Annotated in this window: 19 protein-coding genes, 3 tRNA genes and 4 rRNA genes; 15 read left to right on the forward strand and 11 right to left on the reverse strand. The window is 53.5% G+C overall.

All coding sequences use genetic code 11. The features are described 5' to 3' along the window. Positions 1–8 precede the first annotated feature (8 nt). From mreD to csrD, 4 genes are all read right to left on the reverse strand, one after another. A complete protein-coding gene (mreD, locus tag AAF463_RS17405; RefSeq protein WP_101762839.1) occupies positions 9–497 on the reverse strand; it encodes a rod shape-determining protein MreD in 489 nt (162 codons plus the stop codon). Further along, positions 494–1,528, reverse strand: coding sequence for a rod shape-determining protein MreC (gene mreC, locus AAF463_RS17410; RefSeq protein ID WP_008101989.1), 1,035 nt, complete (start codon positions 1,526–1,528; stop codon positions 494–496). The genes mreD and mreC overlap by 4 nt, the downstream gene beginning before the upstream one ends. 156 nt (positions 1,529–1,684) lie before the next feature. After that, positions 1,685–2,728, reverse strand: a complete 1,044-nt coding sequence (gene mreB / locus AAF463_RS17415; RefSeq protein ID WP_007891976.1) for a rod shape-determining protein MreB — start codon at positions 2,726–2,728, stop codon at positions 1,685–1,687. 310 nt (positions 2,729–3,038) lie between these two features. Then, positions 3,039–4,985: an RNase E specificity factor CsrD gene (gene csrD, locus AAF463_RS17420; RefSeq protein ID WP_350261201.1), complete on the reverse strand. Its 1,947-nt coding sequence runs from the start codon at positions 4,983–4,985 to the stop codon at positions 3,039–3,041. A gap of 324 nt (positions 4,986–5,309) precedes the next feature. On the opposite strand from csrD, the gene msrP reads away from it, so the two are divergent. The 15 genes from msrP to AAF463_RS17495 all read left to right on the forward strand — a co-directional run bounded on the left by msrP (position 5,310) and on the right by AAF463_RS17495 (position 19,379). Beyond that, entirely contained in the window at positions 5,310–6,314 is a 1,005-nt protein-coding gene (msrP, locus tag AAF463_RS17425; RefSeq protein ID WP_101762837.1) for a protein-methionine-sulfoxide reductase catalytic subunit MsrP, read from the forward strand. Continuing rightward, the gene (gene msrQ, locus AAF463_RS17430) at positions 6,315–6,917 is read left to right on the forward strand and encodes a protein-methionine-sulfoxide reductase heme-binding subunit MsrQ (protein WP_350261202.1); all 603 of its coding nucleotides are present in this window, start codon (positions 6,315–6,317) and stop codon (positions 6,915–6,917) included. 232 nt (positions 6,918–7,149) lie between these two features. Next, positions 7,150–7,602, forward strand: coding sequence for a type II 3-dehydroquinate dehydratase (gene aroQ, locus AAF463_RS17435; protein ID WP_350261203.1), 453 nt, complete (start codon positions 7,150–7,152; stop codon positions 7,600–7,602). 21 nt (positions 7,603–7,623) lie between these two features. After that, the gene (gene accB / locus AAF463_RS17440) at positions 7,624–8,094 is read left to right on the forward strand and encodes an acetyl-CoA carboxylase biotin carboxyl carrier protein (RefSeq protein ID WP_101762834.1); all 471 of its coding nucleotides are present in this window, start codon (positions 7,624–7,626) and stop codon (positions 8,092–8,094) included. Between the two features lie 11 nt (positions 8,095–8,105). Further along, positions 8,106–9,455 carry an acetyl-CoA carboxylase biotin carboxylase subunit gene (accC, locus tag AAF463_RS17445; RefSeq protein WP_008101999.1) on the forward strand — a complete coding sequence of 450 codons (1,350 nt, stop codon included), beginning with the start codon at positions 8,106–8,108 and terminating at the stop codon, positions 9,453–9,455. Between the two features lie 72 nt (positions 9,456–9,527). Further along, complete coding sequence (locus tag AAF463_RS17450) at positions 9,528–9,770, forward strand: YhdT family protein (protein WP_101762833.1); 243 nt, start codon at positions 9,528–9,530, stop codon at positions 9,768–9,770. After that, positions 9,760–11,205, forward strand: coding sequence for a sodium/pantothenate symporter (gene panF / locus AAF463_RS17455; protein ID WP_101762832.1), 1,446 nt, complete (start codon positions 9,760–9,762; stop codon positions 11,203–11,205). The genes AAF463_RS17450 and panF overlap by 11 nt, the downstream gene beginning before the upstream one ends. An 11-nt stretch (positions 11,206–11,216) precedes the next feature. Further along, on the forward strand, positions 11,217–12,098 hold the full coding sequence (gene prmA / locus AAF463_RS17460; protein ID WP_309832935.1) for a 50S ribosomal protein L11 methyltransferase: 882 nt from the start codon (positions 11,217–11,219) through the stop codon (positions 12,096–12,098). Between the two features lie 241 nt (positions 12,099–12,339). Beyond that, positions 12,340–13,029, forward strand: a complete 690-nt coding sequence (locus AAF463_RS17465) for a carbonic anhydrase family protein (RefSeq protein WP_350261204.1) — start codon at positions 12,340–12,342, stop codon at positions 13,027–13,029. A 364-nt stretch (positions 13,030–13,393) separates the two neighbouring features. Beyond that, complete coding sequence (gene dusB, locus AAF463_RS17470) at positions 13,394–14,359, forward strand: tRNA dihydrouridine synthase DusB (protein WP_350262012.1); 966 nt, start codon at positions 13,394–13,396, stop codon at positions 14,357–14,359. A gap of 24 nt (positions 14,360–14,383) precedes the next feature. Next, the gene (gene fis, locus AAF463_RS17475) at positions 14,384–14,680 is read left to right on the forward strand and encodes a DNA-binding transcriptional regulator Fis (protein ID WP_007891954.1); all 297 of its coding nucleotides are present in this window, start codon (positions 14,384–14,386) and stop codon (positions 14,678–14,680) included. A 542-nt stretch (positions 14,681–15,222) separates the two neighbouring features. Continuing rightward, complete coding sequence (locus AAF463_RS17480; protein ID WP_008105971.1) at positions 15,223–16,248, forward strand: amino acid ABC transporter substrate-binding protein; 1,026 nt, start codon at positions 15,223–15,225, stop codon at positions 16,246–16,248. Between the two features lie 66 nt (positions 16,249–16,314). Next, positions 16,315–17,493 (forward strand): amino acid ABC transporter permease, encoded by a 1,179-nt coding sequence (locus AAF463_RS17485; RefSeq protein ID WP_176970594.1) that lies wholly within the window; start codon positions 16,315–16,317, stop codon positions 17,491–17,493. A 15-nt stretch (positions 17,494–17,508) separates the two neighbouring features. Further along, the gene (locus AAF463_RS17490) at positions 17,509–18,609 is read left to right on the forward strand and encodes an amino acid ABC transporter permease (RefSeq protein ID WP_061720212.1); all 1,101 of its coding nucleotides are present in this window, start codon (positions 17,509–17,511) and stop codon (positions 18,607–18,609) included. Between the two features lie 8 nt (positions 18,610–18,617). Next, positions 18,618–19,379 carry an amino acid ABC transporter ATP-binding protein gene (locus AAF463_RS17495; RefSeq protein WP_061720213.1) on the forward strand — a complete coding sequence of 254 codons (762 nt, stop codon included), beginning with the start codon at positions 18,618–18,620 and terminating at the stop codon, positions 19,377–19,379. A gap of 156 nt (positions 19,380–19,535) precedes the next feature. Here the strand turns inward: AAF463_RS17495 and rrf (AAF463_RS17500) are convergent. The 7 genes from rrf (AAF463_RS17500) to AAF463_RS17530 form a co-directional block, all read right to left on the reverse strand. Continuing rightward, a 5S ribosomal RNA gene (rrf, locus tag AAF463_RS17500) occupies positions 19,536–19,651 on the reverse strand. A 36-nt stretch (positions 19,652–19,687) separates the two neighbouring features. Continuing rightward, a tRNA-Thr gene (locus AAF463_RS17505) sits at positions 19,688–19,763 on the reverse strand. A 15-nt stretch (positions 19,764–19,778) separates the two neighbouring features. Then, a 5S ribosomal RNA gene (gene rrf, locus AAF463_RS17510) occupies positions 19,779–19,894 on the reverse strand. Positions 19,895–19,995: 101 nt separating this feature from the next. Beyond that, positions 19,996–22,900, reverse strand: a 23S ribosomal RNA gene (locus AAF463_RS17515). Between the two features lie 203 nt (positions 22,901–23,103). Continuing rightward, positions 23,104–23,179 (reverse strand) — tRNA-Ala (locus AAF463_RS17520). A gap of 117 nt (positions 23,180–23,296) precedes the next feature. After that, positions 23,297–23,373, reverse strand: a tRNA-Ile gene (locus AAF463_RS17525). Positions 23,374–23,446: 73 nt separating this feature from the next. Then, positions 23,447–24,986, reverse strand: a 16S ribosomal RNA gene (locus tag AAF463_RS17530). Together the 16S, 23S and 5S rRNA genes with 3 tRNA genes alongside form the textbook arrangement of a ribosomal RNA operon. Positions 24,987–25,169 lie beyond the last annotated feature (183 nt).

A 25,169-nucleotide genomic window follows, 5' to 3' on the forward strand; every position in this document is an offset into this window, starting at 1 on the left:
AGTATTCCTTACTGAACAGCGAATTGACGGCGAATCTTTCTCATCAATAAGAATAGCCAGGGCCACAGGACGCCGTCGACCACGCTACTCCAGAAGATTTCCGGGCGGAAAGAGACGTTGATCACCAGGAATTCTGCCCAGAAAACAATCACATCCACCGCAAGGGACAGCACCATAACCATTAATGCCTGCTGCCACAACGCTAAGTTTCGGAATAACTGAAATTTAAAGGCCACCAGATACGCGATGATGCTAAAGGCTAATGCGCGCACGCCCAGCGTTGAACCCGCCACCAGATCCATAATGGCACCAAGACAAAAACCGGTACCAACATTCACCCGATGCGGCAGCGCCAGCACCCAATAAATGAGGATCAGCAATAGCCATGATGGCCGGAACATATAGATCTGTTCCGGCCACGGCATGATTTGCAGGATGAGGGCAATCAGAAAGGACAGCCAGATAACCCATCGGCCCTGGCTGCGATATCGACTCAAGGCTGGCCTCCGCGTGTGTTCGCAGAATTCCCTTGCGAACGACTGCTGTTAGCGGGTTGCGGTGGCCCCATTTGCTGCGAAGACTGCAAAGTATCCGGTGCCGGTGGGCCCATTTCGCCTGCTGGCGGCAGCACCTGCGGCATCATCTGCATTAAACGTTCGTTGGCCACGCGGTGCACTTCGTCCGGTGCCATCGGTGCGACGCCGTTGCGATCCGCGCCCCACAGCAGCAGCAGATAGCGCAAACGCTGCAAGCCAGCGGCTGGACGCGCTTGAATCACCGTGTAAGCGCGCTGCGTATCGACTTTCACCGAAGAGACCACGCCAACCGGATAACCTTCCGGGAAGCGGCCGCCCAGGCCAGACGTGACTAACACATCGCCCACGCGAATATCGGTGTTGCCCGGTAGATGCTCCAGCTGCAGATCTTCGCTGCAGCCATTACCGGCGGCTATAACACGAATATCATTACGCAGCACCTGAATCGGCAACGCATGCGACGCGTCGCAAATCAGCAGTACGCGACTGGTCACCTGACCGACCGCGACCACCTGACCGACTACACCTTTATCGCTGATCACCGGCTGGCCTTCGTAAACGCCGTTTACGCTGCCTTTGTCGATAACCACCTGATCGGTATAAGGATCGGTGCCGGTGGAGATCACCTGCGTTACCATCTTGTGCTCATCCTGGCGCAGCGGCGAGCCAAGCAGTTCGCGCAGACGCGCGTTTTCCTGCTTATATTGCCCCAGCATCAGCAAGTCACTGTTTTTTAGGAAGAGCTCACGGCGCAGTGCTTTATTTTCCAGTTCCAATTGCTGACGTGACGCCAGGGTTTCGGAAACGCCATCAAGAAGTTGTCTTGGCCCGTTGGCCAAAAAATAAAATGGACTGACCGATGTGTCCAGGTAGTTGCGGATCTGGGAAAAGGAGCTCACGCGGCTATCGGCGATAATAATCGCGATAGCCACAATGACTGCCAGAAAGAGGCGCAACTGCAGGGAAGGTCCCCTGCTAAAAATCGGCTTCATAAATTCTGCGTGTTCCTCGACATCAGGGAAGAAGCGTTAGCCTAAATCACCAACGCCTCAGGGCTGGACGCATTTCGCCGTCGTGCGTTGCAGCAGCAGCGTCAGCATAGGCGCTATTCCCTGCGCAATTTGACCAGGGCCTCAGCCGTTGAGGAATTACTCCTCGCTGAACAAATCGCCGCCATGCATGTCGATCATTTCCAACGCTTTACCACCGCCGCGTGCTACGCAGGTCAGCGGATCTTCTGCCACGACCACCGGAATACCGGTCTCTTCCATCAGCAGGCGATCGAGGTTACGCAGCAATGCGCCACCACCGGTCAGCACCATACCGCGCTCGGAGATGTCAGAAGCCAGCTCTGGCGGGCACTGTTCCAGCGCAACCATCACCGCGCTCACGATGCCGGTCAGCGGTTCCTGCAGCGCTTCAAGAATCTCGTTCGAGTTCAGGGTAAAGCCACGTGGCACACCTTCTGCCAGGTTACGGCCGCGAACTTCAATCTCGTGTACTTCATCGCCCGGATAAGCAGAACCGATACCATGCTTGATACGCTCTGCAGTCGCTTCACCAATCAGTGAACCGTAGTTGCGGCGAACATAATTAATGATAGCTTCATCGAAGCGGTCACCACCAATACGCACTGAAGAGGAGTAAACCACGCCGTTCAGCGAGATCACTGCTACTTCAGTGGTACCACCACCGATATCCACCACCATAGAACCGGTTGCTTCAGAAACCGGCAGACCTGCACCAATCGCCGCCGCCATTGGCTCTTCAATCAGGAACACTTCGCGTGCGCCTGCACCCTGTGCAGATTCACGGATGGCGCGACGCTCAACCTGGGTCGCACCCACCGGTACGCAGACCAGCACACGCGGGCTTGGACGCATAAAGCTATTGCTATGCACTTGCTTAATGAAGTGCTGCAGCATTTTTTCGGTAACGAAGAAGTCGGCGATAACGCCATCTTTCATAGGACGGATAGCAGCGATGTTGCCCGGCGTACGGCCCAGCATCTGCTTAGCGTCATGACCGACAGCCGCTACGCTCTTTGGGGAGCCGGCACGATCCTGACGAATGGCAACCACAGAAGGCTCGTTTAACACGATGCCTTGTCCTTTCACGTAAATCAGGGTATTCGCGGTACCCAGGTCAATGGACAAGTCATTGGAAAACATGCCACGAAATTTTTTAAACATACTAAGGGATAATCCTGCAAGCTGGGGGCGGAAAATAAAATCCGCCTACTTTACCAACCACGCGAAGCCGCTACAAGGCGCAAAAACGTTCGGCTTCGGTGAAAAAATACGCTGAATACTTTTTTGGCCTGATCGTAGGGTCTTTTGCCGCAGTTAAATGGCGTTAACACGCCGTTTTAACCTAAATTGCCCCGGCGCTAGCCGGCGAATTTCGACATAAAATCTAACATTTCCAGCCGTCAGCATCGCGCGCTCCGGCACTAATAAGCGATAAAAACAGCCATCAGCCTGCACTTCGCGCGCTGAAGGTCTAAATTCGATAACGTTGCGAATGTTTCTTTACATTACTGTTGACCGGCAACGAAGGCGCAAAGAAATCGCCCTGCCCGCCCGAAACACCTAATCCCGACAGCGTTTGCCACTCCGCGCGTGTTCGCACACCCGCGGCGAAAACTTGAGTTGGCGATGACTTACACACTTCCAGCAAGCTCTGCACAAACAGCTGGTTCTCGGTGCGTCGTTCAATATTGCGTACCAAACCCGGCGCAAGTTTAATCACTTCTATCGGGAATTGTTTGATATAAGCGCTGCTCACCACCGTCAAACCGGCCTGATCCACCGCAATGCGACAGCCAAATGCGGTTAACATGTGAAAAACCGGCACTAAACGGCTGATGTGTTGACAAACGTCGGCCTCAGCAAGTTCAAATAAAAAACGTTTTCTTTGCGATTTGCTGCACTGTAGCAGCAGTTTTTGCAGCCAGCGCTGAAAAGGCCGTTGCAACAGCGAATCAATATTCACGGGAAGTGCCAGAGTTTCATCCGGCCACACTTCCGAAAGCGACGCGATGCGCGTCACCAGTTGACGATCCCAGCTGTCAGTCATACCCAGCTGCAATACCAGCGGCATAAACTCAGCCGACACCACTTCTTTGTCGCCATCAAACACACGCGTCAGTAATTCACGATGATGGACTTTTCCATCCAGCAACACCGCCGGCTTTTGGTAAAGTCGCGGACCACCACGATTGAGCGTGTTCTCCAGCAAGGTCCGCCAGCGCACACTGCCGCGCCCCATATCCAGGGTATTGCCTTCGCCAACCGACCAGCTATTACCGCCCTGCAATGCCGCACGCCGCGTAGCCATCTCCACATTTTCCATCACCTGCGACACGCTCTGACCGCTGCGCCACGCGCTGATGCCGATGTGGATCAAATCATCACGATCGACCATGCGCATCGGCGGCAGTGAATCGACGGCATTAATCAGTTGATCGGCAATGCTATTGGCTTCTTTTAAAGTGCGATGCGGCAGCAAGACGGCGAAGTCACTGCGGAAATATCGTGCCAGCAGCGCGCCCGGATAGCGCAGCACAAAGGTCGACAGCATATTAATCAAATCAAACAGATACTCTTCCACCAGCGTTGGGCCGAGGGTTTCGTGCAGCATATCGAGGTCCGGCAGACGCACCATCATCACCACGCCGTGCGTGCCGACATCTTCCTGATCTTCCAACAACGTCGCCAATTGGTTATCAAAGAACAAACGATTGTTCAGGCCGGTACGCGGATCTTGCGCCGCAAAGGTGCGAATTAAGGTATCGATGCGTAAACGCTGCTCGCCCGCTTCCTGCAAATCGCCCAGCAGCGCATCGATGGCGCGACTGGCTTTCGGCGGCCATTCCGCCGCATGGTCACCCTGCGAATGACGTTCACCGGTCAGAATGCGATCGGCGCGCGCTTCTAACTGTTCCATATCCCGCCAGCGCCGCTTGAGCCAGCGGTTGGTCATGACCAGCAGCACGCACATGATCGCGACGACCGTAAACAGGACCACCAGCGTATAAGTGCCGGTAAAGGAGCGAAACAGGGTTTTGGCCGGATCCAGCACCACCACGCGCAGTTCGAGGCCCGGCGAATGCGTCAGGGGCAAATCGAACTGCACAAAGCGATTAGGCTCATCTTCTAACATCGGATTTTCATGGCGGGCTAAACTGAACACTAACGTATCGCCGTTCAGCAGTTGCACCTGTTCGGCATTGACCACCGGCATCATGCGCGTTAGCCACTGCGTGATTTCCTGCGGCGATTGTGAAGCCAATGCTTTATCTACTTCAGTCGCCAGCGTTTGCATCCGCGTTTCCACGCGCTGCTGCGATAGCCAGATAAAACTAAAAGCGCAGCCCACCAGCATCAATATCATCGCCAGTAAACTTAATAAGGTAATAAACGCAGAAAATTTAGTTGTTAATCGCATCCCTGTGCCTGCATCACTGCGGTTATGAACGGTGTTAATCCGTCGGCGCCACGCTTACCCCTGGCGCAAACCTGAGCAAAATAGCACAAATCAAGGTGTGATTCAGCGCCAGACTGGCATCAAAATCGCACATAACACAGCATGATAAGCGCTACGGCGCGAGTATAGCGTTAAACCGTGATGGCCTGACTTTGCTATGGGCTTTTTCGTCCTATTCTCAAAGAAGGCGATGCGCCAGGAAATTTCACATTTTTCCCCGCAAGTTCGCGCCTGATACTGAAGTTGAGCATGCTGGTCATAATTTACTATTCACAGGAGAGCGTCATGAACCTGAAGCACTTGCTCACAGAAGCCGACGTCACGCCAGAAAGCGTCTTTAATATGCGCCGCCGTCAGGTGCTGAAAGCGTTAGGATTAGGCGCAGCAGCAGCCAGTTTACCCGGCACCGCGCAAGCCGATGTGCTGAGCTGGTTTAAAGGCAATGATCGTCCGCCCGCGCCCGCTGGCCGTGATTTAGATTTTACTAAACCGGCTGAATGGCAAGCCGATTTGCCGCTCACGCCGTTTGATAAGGTGTCAGGTTATAACAACTTCTATGAATTTGGCCTTGATAAAGCCGATCCTGCTGCTAACGCTGGCACGCTGAAAACTGATCCGTGGAAGCTGCGTATCGAAGGCGAAGTTGCCAAACCGATCACGCTGGATATGGATGACATCTTCAAGCGTTTTGCCATGGAGCAGCGCATCTACCGCATGCGCTGTGTCGAAGCCTGGTCGATGGTGATTCCGTGGGTCGGTTTTGAACTCAACAAGCTGCTCAAACTGGCTGAACCCACCAGCAATGCGCGCTTTGTGGCGTTTGAAACGCTATACGCACCCGACCAAATGCCGGGTCAGAAAGATCGCTTTATCGGCGGCGGGCTGGATTATCCCTATGTGGAAGGCTTGCGGCTTGATGAAGCGATGCATCCGCTGACGCTGCTGAGTACCGGCGTGTATGGCAAAGCGCTGCCGCCGCAGAATGGCGCACCGATTCGCCTGACGGTGCCGTGGAAATATGGCTTCAAAGGGATTAAATCGATTGTGAAGATTACGCTGACGCACGATCGCCCGCCAACGACCTGGAGCCAGATCGCCGCCAATGAGTATGGTTTCTACGCCAATGTGAACCCGCATGTGAATCATCCGCGCTGGTCGCAGGCAACTGAGCGCTTTATCGGCGCGGGCGGCATTCTGAAGGTTGATCGCCAACCTACGCTGCTGTTCAACGGCTACGCGAAAGAGGTGGCGTCGCTGTATCGCGGCCTGGATTTACGGGAGAACTATTGAGTGCGCCTCTCTTTACGTCACATCACTGCGTTGAAAGTCGTGCTGCATCTGGCGGCTTTTCTGCCGTTTGTGTATCTATTTATGGCAGCGAGTCAGGGCTGGCTGAGCGCTGATCCGGCGAAAGATATCCAGCATTTTACCGGCAGAATGGCGCTTAAGTTGCTGCTCGCCACGCTGCTGGTCAGCCCGCTGACACGCTACCTGAAACAGCCGCTGCTGATTCGCACTCGCCGCCTGCTCGGCGTGTGGTGTTTCGCCTGGGCCAGTTTGCACCTTACCAGCTACTACCTGCTGGAACTTGGCTACGATCATCTGCGTTTACTCGGCAGCGAGCTGGTTTCGCGTCCTTATTTGTTACTGGGGATGATCAGCTGGATTATTCTCTGCGCCCTCGCCATCACCTCATTCCAGCGCATGCAGCGCAAACTGGGCCCTCGCTGGCAAACGCTGCATAACGGCGTCTATCTGGTCGCGATCCTCGTGCCGATTCACTATATCTGGTCAGTAAAAGTGCTCTCCCCGCAGCCGGTGATCTACGCCGTGCTGGCCATTGCGCTGTTAGCGTGGCGTTACAATAAGTTGCGTAAACTTCTCCCCAGATAATCCCCGCACGGTTGTGTTCCTCCCGCGAGATCTGTTAAAAAGTGTGGCCTTCGGGCCACATTCGATCAACTTCGCAGATAAGACCAGTATTTTGCTGCGAATGTCGACGAAACGGATATAATGCCCGGCTTTATTGCAAGCGAAGTCTGGTTTTTCATCCGCAAGGGTGACAAACGCGAGATGTCGCGGTATTTTACGCGATGCCTTACTGATTGCAGGAGATAGCAGCAAGATGGCGCACAAATTTCACATACTGCTTTTGAACGGTCCCAACCTGAATCTACTGGGAACGCGCGAGCCTGATAAGTATGGTCACACCACGCTGGCGCAAATCGTCGGCGATCTGACGCAACAGGCCGATCAGCACCATGTGAAATTGAGTCATTTGCAATCGAACGCAGAGTTTAAGTTGATTGACCGTATTCACGAAGCCCGCGGCAACGTGGACTACATCATCATCAATCCTGCTGCGTTCACGCATACCAGCGTTGCACTGCGTGATGCCCTGTTGGCGGTTAGCATTCCTTTTATTGAGGTGCATCTCTCGAACGTGCATGCACGCGAACCGTTCCGACATCACTCCTATCTTTCCGATGTATCTGCCGGCGTCATCTGTGGACTTGGCGCTGATGGATACGCGTGGGCTTTACAAACGGCAGTAAAACGCCTGTCACATTCCAATTAAACAGAGTACGGAACCACACTCATGGATATTCGTAAAATTAAGAAACTGATCGAACTGGTTGAAGAGTCTGGCATCTCCGAGCTGGAAATCTCCGAGGGCGAAGAGTCCGTTCGTATCAGCCGTTCACCTGCAAATGCCGGCTACCCAATGATGCAGCAGGCTTATGCTGCGCCAATGATGCAGCAGCAGCCTGCGCTGTCCACCGCGGTGGCGCCTGCCGCACCGGTTGCAGCAGAAGCCGCTAAACCAGAAATCAGTGGCCACATCGTGCGTTCACCAATGGTCGGCACTTTCTATCGCACGCCAAGCCCAGACGCGAAAGCTTTCGTTGAAGTTGGCCAGAAAGTGAATGCCGGCGACACCCTGTGCATCGTTGAAGCGATGAAAATGATGAACCAGATCGAAGCCGACAAATCCGGCGTTGTGAAGGCGATTCTGGTCGAAAGCGGCCAACCGGTTGAATTTGACGAGCCGCTGGTCATCATCGAATAACGAGGCGAAGCATGCTGGATAAAATTGTCATTGCTAACCGTGGTGAGATCGCGCTGCGCATTCTGCGTGCCTGCAAAGAGCTGGGCATTAAGACTGTTGCCGTGCACTCCACCGCGGATCGTGACCTGAAGCACGTGCTGCTGGCAGACGAAACCGTCTGCATCGGCCCGCCACCTTCAGTCAAAAGCTACCTGAACATCCCGGCACTGATCTCCGCCGCTGAAATTACCGGCGCGGTCGCGATCCACCCGGGTTACGGCTTCCTCTCTGAGAACGCCGATTTCGCCGAGCAGGTTGAGCGTTCAGGCTTTATCTTTATTGGCCCGAAAGCCGACACCATTCGCCTGATGGGCGACAAAGTGTCTGCCATTACCGCCATGAAGAAAGCGGGCGTACCCACCGTGCCAGGTTCTGATGGCTCGCTGACCGACGACATGGAAAAAAACCGTGCCTTCGCTAAGCGCATCGGTTATCCGGTGATCATCAAAGCCTCCGGCGGCGGCGGCGGTCGCGGTATGCGCGTCGTGCGCAGCGACAAGGATCTTGAGCAATCCATCAACATGACGAAAGCGGAAGCCAAAGCGGCTTTCAACAACGACATGGTGTACATGGAGAAGTACCTCGAGAATCCACGCCACATTGAGATTCAGGTACTGGCTGACGGCCAGGGTAACGCGATCTATCTGGCGGAACGTGACTGCTCAATGCAGCGTCGTCACCAGAAAGTCGTCGAAGAAGCGCCAGCTCCAGGCATCACGCCGGAACTGCGTCGCTACATCGGTGAGCGCTGCTCTAAAGCCTGTATCGATATCGGCTATCGCGGTGCAGGTACCTTCGAGTTCCTGTACGAAAACGGTGAGTTCTACTTCATCGAGATGAACACCCGTATTCAGGTGGAGCATCCGGTGACTGAGATGATCACCGGCGTCGATCTGATCAAAGAGCAGCTGCGTATTGCTGCTGGTCAGCCGCTATCGATCAAACAGGAAGACGTGGTGATTCGCGGTCATGCGGTTGAATGCCGTATCAACGCCGAAGATCCCAACACCTTCCTGCCAAGCCCAGGCAAGATCACCCGTTTCCACGCGCCGGGCGGCTTTGGTGTACGTTGGGAATCGCATATCTATGCCGGTTACAGCGTGCCACCGTACTACGATTCCATGATTGGTAAGCTGATTACCTACGGTGAAAACCGTGACGTGGCAATCTCGCGCATGAAGAATGCGCTGGCGGAACTAATCATCGACGGCATCAAGACCAACATTGAGCTGCAGATGAAAATCATGTCCGACGAAAACTTCCAGCAGGGTGGCACCAACATCCACTATCTGGAGAAAAAACTCGGCCTGCAAGAGAAGTAATTGCAGCGCAGAGCAAAGCAGAGGCCGGTTAACTCCGGCCTTTTTCATTTTTGTCGCCTTTGAGGTTACATAATGGATTGGCGTTTTTTACAAGCAAACAAAGAGGCGCGCTGGTCACTTTATCTGACGCTGGCCTACCTTGCCGTTTGGGGACTTTCTGCCTGGCTGGGCGGCAATGAGATCGGCTTGTTTGGCTTACCAAGGTGGTTCGAGCTTTCGTGTCTGTTCGCTCCGCTGCTGTTTATTGTGTTGTGCTGGCTGATGGTGCGCGTGCTGTTCCGCGACATGTCGCTGGAGGATAACGATGGACTCTGAAATCATTCTTCCGCTGCTGGCCTATCTGGTGCTGATCGCCGCGCTGTCGGTGTTTGCCATGCGCAAGCAGCGTCAGGGCAACTTCCTGAGCGAATACTTCCTCGGCAGCCGTTCGATGGGCGGTTTTGTGCTGGCCATGACCATCACCACCACATATATCAGCGCCAGCTCGTTCATTGGCGGCCCCGGCGCAGCCTATAAATATGGCCTTGGCTGGGTGCTGCTGGCGATGATTCAGGTGCCTGCCGTCTGGCTTTCGCTTGGCGTGTTAGGCAAGAAATTCGCCATTCTGGCGCGTCGCTACAACGCCGTGACGCTCAACGACATGTTGTATGGCCGCTACGGCAGCACGCTGCTGATTTGGCTCTCCAGCATCAGTTTGTTGGTGGCCTTTATCGGCGCAATGACCGTGCAGTTCATCGGCGGTGCGCGCCTGCTGGAAACAGCGGCCGGCATTCCTTATGACACCGGCCTGCTGATCTTCGGCGGCACCATCGCGCTCTACACCGCTTTCGGTGGCTTCCGCGCCAGCGTGCTGAACGATGCGATGCAAGGTTTGGTAATGCTGATCGGCACCTTCCTGCTGCTTTTTGCAGTGATTCACCACGCTGGCGGATTAGCCTCCGCAGTGACCAAACTGCATGATATCGATCCGCAGCTGACCTCACCGGAAGGCGTGGGCAACGTCATCAACCCAACCTTCCTCAGCTCGTTTGCCGTGCTGGTGTGTTTCGGGGTGATTGGCCTGCCCCACACCGCGGTGCGCTGTATTTCCTATAAAGACAGCAAAGCCATGCATCGTGGTATTGTGCTCGGCACCATTGTAGTGGTGATCCTGATGCTTGGTATGCATCTGGCCGGTGCGCTGGGACGCGTGATTTTGCCCGATCTCACCATCCCCGATCGCGTGATTCCCACGCTGATGATTACCGTATTACCGCCCATGGCGGCGGGCGTATTTCTTGCGGCGCCGATGGCGGCCATTATGTCGACCATCAACGCGCAGCTGCTGCAATCCTCCGCTACGCTGATCAAAGATCTCTATTTGCGCATTGCCCCGCAGCACAGTGAAAATGAAGCGCGCCTGCGCATGCTGTCAGGCACCATCACTTTTGTGCTCGGTGTGCTGCTATTGCTGGCAGCGTGGAATCCGCCCGATATGATTATCTGGCTGAATCTGCTGGCATTTGGTGGCCTTGAAGCGGTATTTCTGTGGCCGCTGGTGCTGGGTTTGTACTGGGAGCGCGCCAACTCCACCGGTGCGATCAGCGGCATGCTGGTCGGCGCGGGATGCTATACGCTGCTTGCCAGCCTGAATATTGAGTGGTGGGGCTTCCACCCCATCGTTCCGTCATTGACCTTAAGCCTGCTGGCCTTCCTGGTGGGCAATCTGTTTGGCCGCACGCCTGCAACGCATGCCGCGGCACTGGAATAAAGAGAAACGCTATGCCTTGGATTCAAATCAAAATTAACAGCACCGGCGAAAACGCCGAAACCCTGAGCGATGCGCTGATGGAGGTTGGCGCGGTGTCGGTCACTTTCCAGGACACGCACGACAATCCAGTGTACGAGCCGCTGCCGGGCGAAACGCTGCTGTGGGGCGATACCGATGTCATCGGCCTGTTCGACGCTGAAACCGAGATGAGCGATGTGGTGGCCGAGTTAAGCCAGCATCCGCTGCTGGGATCCGCGTTTCGCCATAAGATCGAGCAGATCGAAGATAAAGACTGGGAGCGCGAATGGATGGATAACTTCCACCCGATGCGTTTCGGTGAGCGTCTGTGGATCTGCCCAAGCTGGCGCGATGTGCCGGATCCAAATGCCGTCAATGTGATGCTGGATCCGGGCCTCGCCTTTGGTACCGGCACGCATCCTACCACATCGATGTGTTTGACCTGGCTTGATGGCCTGGATCTGCAGGGCAAAACGGTGATCGACTTTGGCTGTGGCTCCGGCATTCTCGCTATCGCTGCACTGAAATTGGGCGCGGCGCAGGCGATCGGCATTGATATCGATCCGCAGGCGATTCAGGCCAGCCGTGATAACGCCGAGCGTAATGGCGTCTCTGAGCGTCTGGCGCTCTATCTGCCCCACCAGCAGCCGGAAAACTTGCAGGCTGACGTGGTGGTCGCCAACATCCTCGCGGGTCCGCTGCGTGAGCTGGCACCGCTGATTAGCGTGCTGCCGAAAGCCAGCGGTCATCTTGGATTGTCCGGCGTGTTAGCGAGCCAGGCTGAAAGCGTGTGTGAAGCCTACGCTGAGCGTTTTGAGCTCGACGCGGTTGCAGAGAAAGAAGAGTGGTGCCGCATCACCGGCGTACGCCGCTAACCTGCCCGCTTGCCAGTCGGGCTAACTGACTGGCAAGCCGTACTATTTTTCTGAGACCCGTCTCAAAGCGCCAGACCTTCTCATCCCTTGCCGTTTCTTTACATTTCAGTCATTACAATCCTGCTCCAGGCGATAGCGCTATCCCTGCTGGCAATGCCTTTGATGGCATTTCACTTCGATAAATCGCTGAAAGTAATGGATGATGAAAAAGAAACTTTGTTTATTCGCTCTGCTGACAAGCATGGCATCGTATGCGCACGCACACAGCTCAAACTGGTCTTATGAAGCGCCAGATGAATGGGGCAATCTGCACGCCGATTATCACACCTGTAAAAGCGGTGTGAACCAGTCGCCTGTCGATATCCGCAAGGTGGTGAATGGACAATTGCCGCCGCTAACGTTGAGCTATCAAGCCAAACAAAAATCCATCATCAATAACGGTCACACCATCCAGACCAACGTCAAAGATGGCGATGCGCTCGCGCTGGATGGCGAAGCTTATACGCTGCGTCAGTTCCACTTCCATACGCCGAGCGAAAATCTGATTGATGGCAAACGCTTTCCGCTGGCCGCGCATTTCGTCCATGCCAGCGAAGAGGGACATCTGGCGGTGGTTGGCGTGATGTTTGAAGCCGGGGCGGAAAACCCTGCGCTGGCGGAGATCCTGCGTGAACTGCCACCTGAAGTTAACAAAGAGGCGGCGCTGCAACAGCCACTTAATCTCAGCGCTTTGATTCCGGGTCAAAAGAACTACTATCGCTTTAGCGGTTCGTTGACGACGCCACCTTGTACCGAAGGTGTGCGCTGGTTAGTGATGAAGCAAACTGTTTCGGCATCAACTGAACAGCTTAAAACGTTCGCCAAACTGTTAGGTGAGCACGGCAACAGTCGCCCAGTTCAGCCGCTGAATGGTCGCGTGGTTATTGAATAGTTGCCTGATGTCTGAGGTTATATCTGTCACTCCTCCACGACGTAGGTTTTTGGGGAGTGACGCTAACCCTACGTGACTAAGTAGTTCAATTAATAATCATAATGGCGTCATTTCTTTCGCTAATTACCGGAAGAAGCGGTTTTTATGTTGTGATTTCGGTCATGTTTTGAGAAAAATTTTTGTACACAATTTCAGCATATTTTTTTAATCTCATGAATTATAAAGATTAATAACTCATCCCTTACTGGATAACGCTATTTCCGTGCTCTGTGAGAGCGAATTGTTCAAAGTTTGGCCTTTCATCTTCTTTAAAAAATGCGTAATATACGCCGCCTTGCGAACAGTTAGGGTCACTTCTTTTTTCATGCGCATTGGACAACATCAGCTACGTAATCGACTCATTGCTGCGCCTATGGCCGGAGTATCCGATAAGCCATTTCGCACCCTGTGTTACGAGAACGGCGCCGGTATGACTGTCTCCGAGATGCTGTCGTCGAACCCGGAAGTTTGGGCCAGTGACAAATCCCGTTTGCGTATGGTGCATAGTGACGAGCCTGGTATCCGCGCCGTGCAAATTGCCGGTTGCGATCCTGATGAGATGGCTGCTGCCGCGCGCATTAATGTGGCGTCTGGCGCGCAGATTATCGATATCAACATGGGCTGCCCGGCCAAAAAAGTGAATCGTAAGATGGCAGGTTCAGCGCTGCTGCAACATCCGCAACTGGTGGAGTCGATTCTCACCGCGGTGGTTAATGCAGTAGATGTACCGGTTACGCTGAAAATTCGTACTGGCTGGGACAAAGAAAATCGTAATTGTGTAGAGATTGCCCAATTGGCTGAACGCTGTGGCATTCAGGCTCTCACCATTCATGGCCGCACGCGCGCCTGTTTGTTTGAGGGATTTGCTGAATACGACAGCATTCGGACAGTTAAGCAGAACGTTTCCATTCCGATTATTGCGAATGGCGACATTACTGACCCGCATAAAGCCAGAGCGGTGCTCGACTATACCGGAGCCGATGCTCTTATGGTTGGCCGTGCCGCTCAGGGAAGACCGTGGATCTTCCGGGAAATCCAGCATTATCTGGACACAGGGGAGCTGCTGGCACCGAAGCCGCTGGCTGAAGTGAAGCAAATGCTGATTGGACATATACGGGAGCTGCACGACTTTTACGGTCAGCGCAAAGGATACCGTATTGCCCGAAAACACGTTTCCTGGTATTTGCAGGAAAGTGCTCCTGATGACCAGTTTCGGCGCACATTCAACGCCATAGAGGATGCCAGCGAACAGCTGGAGGCGTTGGAGGCATACTTCGAAAATCTTGCGTAAACGAAATAAAGAGCTGAAAGAACTATGTTCGAACAACGCGTAAATTCTGACGTACTCACCGTTTCTACCGTTAACTCTCAGGATCAGGTGACCCAAAAGCCACTGCGTGATTCGGTTAAACAGTCACTGAAGAACTATTTTGCTCAACTGAACGGTCAGGATGTGAGTGATCTGTATGAGCTGGTATTGGCAGAAGTCGAGCAGCCTCTGTTGGACATGGTGATGCAGTACACCCGTGGCAACCAGACCCGTGCAGCTCTGATGATGGGTATCAACCGCGGTACCCTGCGTAAGAAGCTGAAAAAATACGGCATGAACTAATCTGTTCGTTGCTGCGATAACGCCAGCCTTGCGGCTGGCGTTGTTGTTTCTGCTGCCGGTAATTTCCTGAGGTTAAAAACGCATGAAACAATTGGCGCGATAATGGTAACGATAGTTGCAATTGCAGCAGTGATATCCCATCCTTCTTAGCAACGCATTTCCCCTCACTTTATTACGCGCTCACTTATCCTTTCATCACCCTTCAGCCCGCTTTCTCTGTGATCCTCAACCGCTTCGGCCGTAAGCGTGCAGACTCATACATCCACTCCTGAGCGTTAGCTCACACTGCTTCCATATAGTGAAACTTTTTGCACTATTTGTGATCGTGTCGTCTCGTCATGCTGCCTTTTGGTGCGCCATATTAGCCAGAATCTTCTGAGTGCTTCAGTTTATTAAAAGATCTTTCCAGAGAATTCAGGATTCTGCAAACCTGGCATCAGGTTTGCAGAGTTGTGGATGGCTAACCACCACAGACAGAAAACAGCGCACATTAAAGTGCGCGCAAACATAACAACACACGATATCGCCACACAGGATGCTTTATGAAAAAGATGATGCTTTCCACTCTGGTCGCTGCAGCCTCGCTGTTAGCTGTTGCTCAACAAGCGCACGCTGGCACCACGCTGGATGCCATTAAGAAGAAAGGTTTTGTACAGTGCGGCATCAGTGACGGCCTGCCAGGCTTCTCTTATGCTGACTCTAACGGCAAATTCACCGGTATTGACGTGGATGTATGCCGTGCAGCCGCTGCCGCAGTATTTGGCGACGCAACTAAAGTGAAATACACCCCGCTGACCGCGAAAGAACGCTTCACCGCGCTGCAGTCTGGCGAAGTAGACATCTTATCTCGTAACACCACATGGACCTCATCACGCGATGGCGGCATGGGCTTCCTGTTTGCAGGCGTGAACTATTACGACGGTATCGGCTTCCTGACGCACCAGAAAGCCGGTCTGAAAAGTGCTAAAGAGTTGGATGGCGCCACCGTGTGTATTCAGGCCGGTACTGATACCGAGCTGAACGTGGCTGATTACTTCAAAACCCATAAAATGCAGTACACCCCCGTGACCTTCGACCGCTCTGACGAATCCGCTAAAGCGCTCGACAGCGGCCGTTGCGACACCCTCGCGTCTGACCAATCTCAGCTGTATGCGCTGCGTATCAAACTTGGCAAGCCAGACGAGTTCATTGTACTGCCAGAAGTGATCTCGAAAGAGCCGCTGGGGCCCGTGGTACGTCGCGGTGATGACGATTGGTTCACCATCGTCAAATGGTCGCTGTATGCCATGCTGAACGCGGAAGAGATGGGTATCAGCTCTAAAAATGTCGATGACATGGTAGCGAAACCGACTACGCCGGATATGGCACATCTGCTGGGCGCGGAAGGTGACTTCGGTAAAGACCTGAAGCTCGATAACAAGTGGGCTTACAACATCATCAAACAAGTGGGTAACTATCAGGAAGTGTTCGACCGTAACGTCGGTAAAGACAGCGCACTGAAAATTAAGCGCGGCCAGAATGCGCTGTGGAATGCGGGCGGCATCCAGTACGCTCCGCCAGTTCGTTAATTCCGTCCTGCCAGTCGGGCACCGCATCCTGCGGTGCCCACGCGTAATCTTCACTGAGGTTTTAACATGTCGCAACGCCCAACCGTAAAAAGGGATTTTTCGTTCGGTAATCCTACGGTTCGCGCCTGGCTTTACCAGATCGTCGCGATTGTTGCCGTGCTTGCTGTGGTGGGATATTTAATCCACAACACCGTAATCAACCTGGCCAATCGTGGCATCACTTCCGGATTCGGGTTTCTGGATCGCAGTGCCGGCTTCGGCATTGTCCAGCACCTGATCGATTACACCGAAGGCGACACTTACGCGCGCGTGTTTATGGTGGGGTTGACCAACACCCTGCTGGTTTCCGCGCTCTGTATTGTTTTCGCTTCGATCCTTGGCTTTGCCGTGGGCCTGGCTCGCTTGTCTGAGAACTGGCTGCTGCGCAAGCTTTCAACCATTTATATCGAGACCTTCCGTAATATCCCGCCGCTGCTGCAGATCTTTTTCTGGTACTTCGCGGTACTGCGTAACCTGCCCGGCCCGCGTCAGGCACTCAACGCTTTTGATTTGGCATTCGTCAGCAATCGCGGTTTGTATATCCCGTGGCCCGAGTACGCGCCTGGCACCTGGCCATTCCTGATCGCTCTGGCGTTAGCGGTGCTCGGTTGCGTGGCGCTGTTCCGTTACAACCGCAAGCATCAGTTAAAAACCGGCCAACTGCGTCGCACCTGGCCGGCTGCGGTTGGGCTGCTGGTTTTGCTGCCGCTGATTGCTCATACCTTGTTTGGCGTTGCCATGCATTGGGATGTGCCGGAACTGCGTGGATTTAACTTCCGCGGCGGTTTCGTGATGATCCCTGAGCTCGCCGCGTTGACTCTCGCGCTGTCGGTTTATACCTCGTCGTTCATCGCCGAAGTGATTCGCTCCGGTATTCAGTCAGTGCCACATGGTCAAAGCGAAGCTGCACGTTCGCTCGGTTTACCTAATCCAGTGACCATGCGTCAGGTGATCATCCCGCAGGCAATGCGTGTGATTATCCCGCCACTCACCAGCCAGTACCTCAATATTGTGAAAAACTCATCGCTGGCGGCCGCTATCGGCTATCCAGACATGGTTTCGCTGTTTGCCGGTACCGTGCTGAACCAAACCGGTCAGGCGATTGAAACTATCGCGATTACCATGGCGGTTTACCTGATTATCAGCCTGATCATTTCACTGCTGATGAACCTCTACAATCGCAAAATTGCGCTGGTTGAGCGTTAAGAGAACGGGATCATTATGTCTGTTACTACACATGAAACACCGCCGATTCCGACCAATCCACTTAGCAAGGCTTGGCTCTGGGCACGCAAAAATCTGTTCTCCAGCTGGCTGAATACGCTGCTGACGTTGTTCAGCATCTGGCTTATCTGGAACGTGATTCCTCCGGCACTCAACTGGCTGGTATTTCAGGCTAACTGGATTGGTGAGACGCGCGCAGATTGCACTAAAGAAGGCGCATGTTGGGTATTTATTCATGCACGCTTTGGCCAGTTTATGTATGGGCTCTATCCGCATGAACTGCGCTGGCGCATCAACCTGTCGCTGGTCATCGGCTTGCTCTCGATCATTCCGATGTTCATCAAATCGATGCCGCGTCGTGGTCGCTATATCGCCTGCTGGGCGGTGGTCTATCCGATTGTGGTTTGGTTCCTGATGTACGGTGGTTATTTCGGTTTAGAGCGCGTAGAGACTCGCCAGTGGGGCGGCCTGACATTAACGCTGATTATCGCTTCAGTGGGGATTGCCGGCGCGCTGCCGTTGGGGATTTTACTGGCGCTGGGACGCCGCTCTGAAATGCCGGTGGTGCGTACACTTTCGATCATCTTCATTGAGTTCTGGCGTGGTGTACCGCTGATCACCGTGCTGTTTATGTCGTCGGTGATGCTGCCGCTGTTTATGGCGGAAGGTACCACCATCGACAAACTGGTGCGTGCGTTGGTTGGCGTGATTTTGTTCCAGTCTGCGTATGTCGCGGAAGTGGTGCGCGGCGGTTTGCAGGCGCTACCAAAAGGCCAATATGAAGCCGCTGAATCTCTGTCGCTGGGCTACTGGAAAACCCAGATGCTGGTGATTTTACCGCAGGCGCTCAAGATGACCATTCCCGGCCTGGTGAATACCATCATTGCGCTGTTTAAAGATACCAGCCTGGTGATCATCATCGGCTTATTCGATCTCTTCAGTAGCGTGCAGCAAGCCACCGTTGATCCAACCTGGTTAGGTATGTCGACGGAAGGCTATGTATTTGCTGCCATGGTTTACTGGATTTTCTGTTTTAGCATGTCGCGCTATAGCCAGTATCTGGAGAAGCGTTTTCACACCGGGCGTGCATCGCACTGAGGCTTAACATGACACAAACTATGACTAATGCGGCTGATGCCATGATGATTACACTCGAAAACGTTAACAAATGGTACGGTCAGTTCCATGTATTGAAAGACATCAATTTAAAAGTAAAACCACGCGAACGTATCGTACTGTGCGGACCGTCCGGTTCGGGTAAATCGACCACTATTCGTTGTATCAATCACCTCGAAGAACATCAGCAAGGACGCATCGTGGTGGATGGCATCCATCTCAATCACGATGTGCGTAATATTGAACGAGTTCGAACCGAAGTCGGCATGGTTTTCCAGCACTTTAATCTTTTCCCGCATCTTACCGTTTTGCAAAACTGTACGCTGGCACCGATTTGGGTACGCAAAATGCCGAAGAAAGAAGCAGAAGAGCTGGCCATGCATTACCTTCAGCGTGTACGCATTGCTGAGCATGCGCATAAATTTCCTGGCCAGCTTTCAGGTGGTCAGCAACAGCGTGTGGCGATCGCCCGTTCACTCTGTATGAAGCCGAAAATTATGCTGTTTGATGAGCCAACCTCCGCGCTCGATCCCGAGATGGTTAAAGAAGTACTCGATACGATGATTGGCCTGGCAGAAGATGGCATGACCATGTTGTGCGTTACCCATGAGATGGGATTTGCGCGTACGGTGGCGGATCGTGTGATCTTCATGGATCGGGGTGAAATTGTCGAAGAAGCCCCGCCTCAGGAGTTCTTTGCCAATCCGAAATCAGAACGTACACGTGCGTTTCTGTCACAGGTTATTCATTGATATCCAGTGAGTAAGATTTAGAAACGCCTCTGCTGAAAAGCAGGGGCTTTTTTTATAACTGCAATTTGAATTGGGTTAGGTTTGTGAGTGACAGCTGAAGGTTTCTGATGCATACAAAAAAGCCCTGAACTTTCGTTCAGGGCTTCTGTGTTTGATGCCTGGCAGTTCCCTACTCTCGCATGGGGAGACCCCACACTACCATCGGCGCTACGGCGTTTCACTTCTGAGTTCGGCATGGGGTCAGGTGGGACCACCGCGCTAAAGCCGCCAGGCAAATTCTGTAATTTACCGAACTCACGCTTTAAAACTGGTGCTGATACCCAGAGTCGAACTGGGGACCTCACCCTTACCAAGGGTGCGCTCTACCAACTGAGCCATATCAGCACACTTTAATTTGATGCCTGGCAGTTCCCTACTCTCGCATGGGGAGGCCCCACACTACCATCGGCGCTACGGCGTTTCACTTCTGAGTTCGGCATGGGGTCAGGTGGGACCACCGCGCTAAAGCCGCCAGGCAAATTCTGTTTTGTCCGCAGCCCCTCTCAGGCGCCGCAGACCAGTCCGTAAACAAGCTGAAAATATCCGGTCTCTCAGACCAAAACGCCTCTGGCGTTGTAAGGTTAAGCCTCACGGGTCATTAGTACCGGTTAGCTCAACGCATCGCTGCGCTTACACATCCGGCCTATCAACGTCGTAGTCTTCAACGTCCCTTCAGGACCCTCAAGGGGTCAGGGAGAACTCATCTCGGGGCAAGTTTCGTGCTTAGATGCTTTCAGCACTTATCTTTTCCGCACTTAGCTACCGGGCAGTGCCATTGGCATGACAACCCGAACACCAGTGGTGCGTTCACTCCGGTCCTCTCGTACTAGGAGCAACCCCCCTCAATTCTCCAGCGCCCACGGCAGATAGGGACCGAACTGTCTCACGACGTTCTAAACCCAGCTCGCGTACCACTTTAAACGGCGAACAGCCGTACCCTTGGGACCTACTTCAGCCCCAGGATGTGATGAGCCGACATCGAGGTGCCAAACACCGCCGTCGATATGAACTCTTGGGCGGTATCAGCCTGTTATCCCCGGAGTACCTTTTATCCGTTGAGCGATGGCCCTTCCATTCAGAACCACCGGATCACTATGACCTGCTTTCGCACCTGCTCGAGCCGTCACTCTCGCAGTCAAGCTGGCTTATGCCATTGCACTAACCTCCTGATGTCCGACCAGGATTAGCCAACCTTCGTGCTCCTCCGTTACTCTTTGGGAGGAGACCGCCCCAGTCAAACTACCCACCAGACACTGTCCGCAGCCCGGATTACGGGCCTACGTTAGAACATCAAACATTAAAGGGTGGTATTTCAAGGTTGGCTCCACGCAGACTGGCGTCCACGCTTCAAAGCCTCCCACCTATCCTACACATCAAGGCTCAATGTTCAGTGTCAAGCTATAGTAAAGGTTCACGGGGTCTTTCCGTCTTGCCGCGGGTACACTGCATCTTCACAGCGATTTCAATTTCACTGAGTCTCGGGTGGAGACAGCCTGGCCATCATTACGCCATTCGTGCAGGTCGGAACTTACCCGACAAGGAATTTCGCTACCTTAGGACCGTTATAGTTACGGCCGCCGTTTACCGGGGCTTCGATCAAGAGCTTCTCCTTGCGGATAACCCCATCAATTAACCTTCCGGCACCGGGCAGGCGTCACACCGTATACGTCCACTTTCGTGTTTGCACAGTGCTGTGTTTTTAATAAACAGTTGCAGCCAGCTGGTATCTTCGACTGCCTTCAGCTCCATCCGCGAGGGACTTCACCTACCGACAGCGTGCCTTCTCCCGAAGTTACGGCACCATTTTGCCTAGTTCCTTCACCCGAGTTCTCTCAAGCGCCTTGGTATTCTCTACCTGACCACCTGTGTCGGTTTGGGGTACGATTTCGTGTTACCTGGAGCTTAGAGGCTTTTCCTGGAAGCAGGGCATCAGTTACTTCACCACCGTGGTGGCTCGTCGTCACGCCTCAGCCTTAAGATACCCCGGATTTACCAAAGGTATCAGCCTACACGCTTAAACCGGGACAACCGTCGCCCGGATAACCTAGCCTTCTCCGTCCCCCCTTCGCAGTAACACCAAGTGCAGGAATATTAACCTGCTTCCCATCGACTACGCTTTTCAGCCTCGCCTTAGGGGTCGACTCACCCTGCTCCGATTAACGTTGAACAGGAACCCTTGGTCTTCCGGCGAGCGGGCTTTTCACCCGCTTTATCGTTACTTATGTCAGCATTCGCACTTCTGATACCTCCAGCATGCCTCACAGCACACCTTCAACGGCTTACAGAACGCTCCCCTACCCAACAACACATAGTGTCGCTGCCGCAGCTTCGGTGCATGGTTTAGCCCCGTTACATCTTCCGCGCAGGCCGACTCGACCAGTGAGCTATTACGCTTTCTTTAAATGATGGCTGCTTCTAAGCCAACATCCTGGCTGTCTGTGCCTTCCCACATCGTTTCCCACTTAACCATGACTTTGGGACCTTAGCTGGCGGTCTGGGTTGTTTCCCTCTTCACGACGGACGTTAGCACCCGCCGTGTGTCTCCCGTGATAACATTCTCCGGTATTCGCAGTTTGCATCGGGTTGGTAAGCCGGGATGGCCCCCTAGCCGAAACAGTGCTCTACCCCCGGAGATGAGTTCACGAGGCGCTACCTAAATAGCTTTCGGGGAGAACCAGCTATCTCCCGGTTTGATTGGCCTTTCACCCCCAGCCACAAGTCATCCGCTAATTTTTCAACATTAGTCGGTTCGGTCCTCCAGTTAGTGTTACCCAACCTTCAACCTGCCCATGGCTAGATCACCGGGTTTCGGGTCTATACCCTGCAACTTAACGCCCAGTTAAGACTCGGTTTCCCTGCGGCTCCCCTATACGGTTAACCTTGCTACAGAATATAAGTCGCTGACCCATTATACAAAAGGTACGCAGTCACCCCATTAAAGAGGCTCCCACTGCTTGTACGTACACGGTTTCAGGTTCTGTTTCACTCCCCTCGCCGGGGTTCTTTTCGCCTTTCCCTCACGGTACTGGTTCACTATCGGTCAGTCAGGAGTATTTAGCCTTGGAGGATGGTCCCCCCATATTCAGACAGGATACCACGTGTCCCGCCCTACTCTTCGAACTCACAATCTGTGCACTTTCGTGTACGGGACTATCACCCGGTATCGTGCGACTTTCCAGACGCTTCCACTAACGCACAAACTGATTCAGGTTCTGGGCTGTTCCCCGTTCGCTCGCCGCTACTGGGGGAATCTCGGTTGATTTCTTTTCCTCCGGGTACTTAGATGTTTCAGTTCCCCGGGTTCGCCTCGCAACACTATGTATTCATGTTGCGATGATGCACTGGGTGCACCGGGTTTCCCCATTCGGACATCGTCGGCTGTAGCGGTTCATATCACCTTACCGACGCTTTACGCAGATTAGCACGTCCTTCATCGCCTCTGACTGCCAGGGCATCCACCGTGTACGCTTAGTCGCTTAACCTCACAACCCACAGGCGTTTTGCAACGCGCGCAGACTGCAAGCATTTGAGAGACTCGAACGCGCTGTTATTCATTTCTTATTACGGAGAAATGAACCAACGCGTCGTTTCAATTTTCAGCTTGTTCCGGATTGTTAAAGAGCAATAACTTCGCAATGTACCCGAGGATACATTCTGAAGTTAGTTATCAACGTGGGGTCGTTGATGGTGGAGCTAAGCGGGATCGAACCGCTGACCTCCTGCGTGCAAGGCAGGCGCTCTCCCAGCTGAGCTATAGCCCCATAGAGTTTTTGTAAAACGCGTGCTTACCAGGAGAATTCTTTCACAGACAAGGCGTGACGACGCGAAGCATACTGAAGTATGCGGGCTATCGGCACAACGCGAAAACTGGAAGAATTTGGTAGGCCTGAGTGGACTTGAACCACCGACCTCACCCTTATCAGGGGTGCGCTCTAACCACCTGAGCTACAAGCCTGCAGGCGTTTTACGCTCTTCTTTAATTTCATCAGACAATCTGTGTGAGCACTTCGCGGGAAGGTATCTTCAGGTAAGGAGGTGATCCAACCGCAGGTTCCCCTACGGTTACCTTGTTACGACTTCACCCCAGTCATGAATCACAAAGTGGTAAGCGCCCTCCCGAAGGTTAAGCTACCTACTTCTTTTGCAACCCACTCCCATGGTGTGACGGGCGGTGTGTACAAGGCCCGGGAACGTATTCACCGTAGCATTCTGATCTACGATTACTAGCGATTCCGACTTCACGGAGTCGAGTTGCAGACTCCGATCCGGACTACGACGCACTTTATGAGGTCCGCTTGCTCTCGCGAGGTCGCTTCTCTTTGTATGCGCCATTGTAGCACGTGTGTAGCCCTACTCGTAAGGGCCATGATGACTTGACGTCATCCCCACCTTCCTCCAGTTTATCACTGGCAGTCTCCTTTGAGTTCCCGGCCGAACCGCTGGCAACAAAGGATAAGGGTTGCGCTCGTTGCGGGACTTAACCCAACATTTCACAACACGAGCTGACGACAGCCATGCAGCACCTGTCTCAGAGTTCCCGAAGGCACCAAAGCATCTCTGCTAAGTTCTCTGGATGTCAAGAGTAGGTAAGGTTCTTCGCGTTGCATCGAATTAAACCACATGCTCCACCGCTTGTGCGGGCCCCCGTCAATTCATTTGAGTTTTAACCTTGCGGCCGTACTCCCCAGGCGGTCGACTTAACGCGTTAGCTCCGGAAGCCACTCCTCAAGGGAACAACCTCCAAGTCGACATCGTTTACGGCGTGGACTACCAGGGTATCTAATCCTGTTTGCTCCCCACGCTTTCGCACCTGAGCGTCAGTCTTTGTCCAGGGGGCCGCCTTCGCCACCGGTATTCCTCCAGATCTCTACGCATTTCACCGCTACACCTGGAATTCTACCCCCCTCTACAAGACTCCAGCCTGCCAGTTTCGAATGCAGTTCCCAGGTTAAGCCCGGGGATTTCACATCCGACTTGACAGACCGCCTGCGTGCGCTTTACGCCCAGTAATTCCGATTAACGCTTGCACCCTCCGTATTACCGCGGCTGCTGGCACGGAGTTAGCCGGTGCTTCTTCTGCGGGTAACGTCAATCGGTGAAGCTATTAACTTCACCGCCTTCCTCCCCGCTGAAAGTACTTTACAACCCGAAGGCCTTCTTCATACACGCGGCATGGCTGCATCAGGCTTGCGCCCATTGTGCAATATTCCCCACTGCTGCCTCCCGTAGGAGTCTGGACCGTGTCTCAGTTCCAGTGTGGCTGGTCATCCTCTCAGACCAGCTAGGGATCGTCGCCTAGGTGAGCCATTACCCCACCTACTAGCTAATCCCATCTGGGCACATCCGATGGTGTGAGGCCCGAAGGTCCCCCACTTTGGTCTTGCGACGTTATGCGGTATTAGCTACCGTTTCCAGTAGTTATCCCCCTCCATCGGGCAGTTTCCCAGACGTTACTCACCCGTCCGCCACTCGTCACCCGAGAGCAAGCTCTCTGTGCTACCGTTCGACTTGCATGTGTTAGGCCTGCCGCCAGCGTTCAATCTGAGCCATGATCAAACTCTTCAATTTAAGTTTGATTTGCTGAAACCAGTTCAGCGGTGCTCATCTGTAAAACGTCATAATGAATTTCATTATGTGTTCACTCGTGAGGCTTTGATATTTTTTTGCGTCCGGAGACGCGGATATCAATCCTGCGAGTGCCCACACAGATTGTCTGATAAATTGTTAAAGAGCGTTGCGAACAGCGGCCGA

This window comes from Pantoea sp. BJ2, from assembly GCF_040255075.1.
Taxonomy (GTDB): domain Bacteria; phylum Pseudomonadota; class Gammaproteobacteria; order Enterobacterales; family Enterobacteriaceae; genus Pantoea; species Pantoea leporis.

What these genes read in the sequence shown, in the direction of transcription:
- mreC (WP_008101989.1), bottom strand. Translation starts at nt 1,528, where the DNA reads ATGAAGCCGATTTTTAGCAGGGGACCTTCCCTGCAGTTGCGCCTCTTT.
- mreB (WP_007891976.1), bottom strand. Translation starts at nt 2,728, where the DNA reads ATGTTTAAAAAATTTCGTGGCATGTTTTCCAATGACTTGTCCATTGAC.
- csrD (WP_350261201.1), bottom strand. Translation starts at nt 4,985, where the DNA reads ATGCGATTAACAACTAAATTTTCTGCGTTTATTACCTTATTAAGTTTA.
- msrP (WP_101762837.1), top strand. Translation starts at nt 5,310, where the DNA reads ATGAACCTGAAGCACTTGCTCACAGAAGCCGACGTCACGCCAGAAAGC.
- aroQ (WP_350261203.1), top strand. Translation starts at nt 7,150, where the DNA reads ATGGCGCACAAATTTCACATACTGCTTTTGAACGGTCCCAACCTGAAT.
- accB (WP_101762834.1), top strand. Translation starts at nt 7,624, where the DNA reads ATGGATATTCGTAAAATTAAGAAACTGATCGAACTGGTTGAAGAGTCT.
- accC (WP_008101999.1), top strand. Translation starts at nt 8,106, where the DNA reads ATGCTGGATAAAATTGTCATTGCTAACCGTGGTGAGATCGCGCTGCGC.
- AAF463_RS17450 (WP_101762833.1), top strand. Translation starts at nt 9,528, where the DNA reads ATGGATTGGCGTTTTTTACAAGCAAACAAAGAGGCGCGCTGGTCACTT.
- panF (WP_101762832.1), top strand. Translation starts at nt 9,760, where the DNA reads ATGGACTCTGAAATCATTCTTCCGCTGCTGGCCTATCTGGTGCTGATC.
- prmA (WP_309832935.1), top strand. Translation starts at nt 11,217, where the DNA reads ATGCCTTGGATTCAAATCAAAATTAACAGCACCGGCGAAAACGCCGAA.
- AAF463_RS17465 (WP_350261204.1), top strand. Translation starts at nt 12,340, where the DNA reads ATGGCATCGTATGCGCACGCACACAGCTCAAACTGGTCTTATGAAGCG.
- dusB (WP_350262012.1), top strand. Translation starts at nt 13,394, where the DNA reads ATGCGCATTGGACAACATCAGCTACGTAATCGACTCATTGCTGCGCCT.
- fis (WP_007891954.1), top strand. Translation starts at nt 14,384, where the DNA reads ATGTTCGAACAACGCGTAAATTCTGACGTACTCACCGTTTCTACCGTT.
- AAF463_RS17480 (WP_008105971.1), top strand. Translation starts at nt 15,223, where the DNA reads ATGAAAAAGATGATGCTTTCCACTCTGGTCGCTGCAGCCTCGCTGTTA.
- AAF463_RS17485 (WP_176970594.1), top strand. Translation starts at nt 16,315, where the DNA reads ATGTCGCAACGCCCAACCGTAAAAAGGGATTTTTCGTTCGGTAATCCT.
- AAF463_RS17490 (WP_061720212.1), top strand. Translation starts at nt 17,509, where the DNA reads ATGTCTGTTACTACACATGAAACACCGCCGATTCCGACCAATCCACTT.
- AAF463_RS17495 (WP_061720213.1), top strand. Translation starts at nt 18,618, where the DNA reads ATGACACAAACTATGACTAATGCGGCTGATGCCATGATGATTACACTC.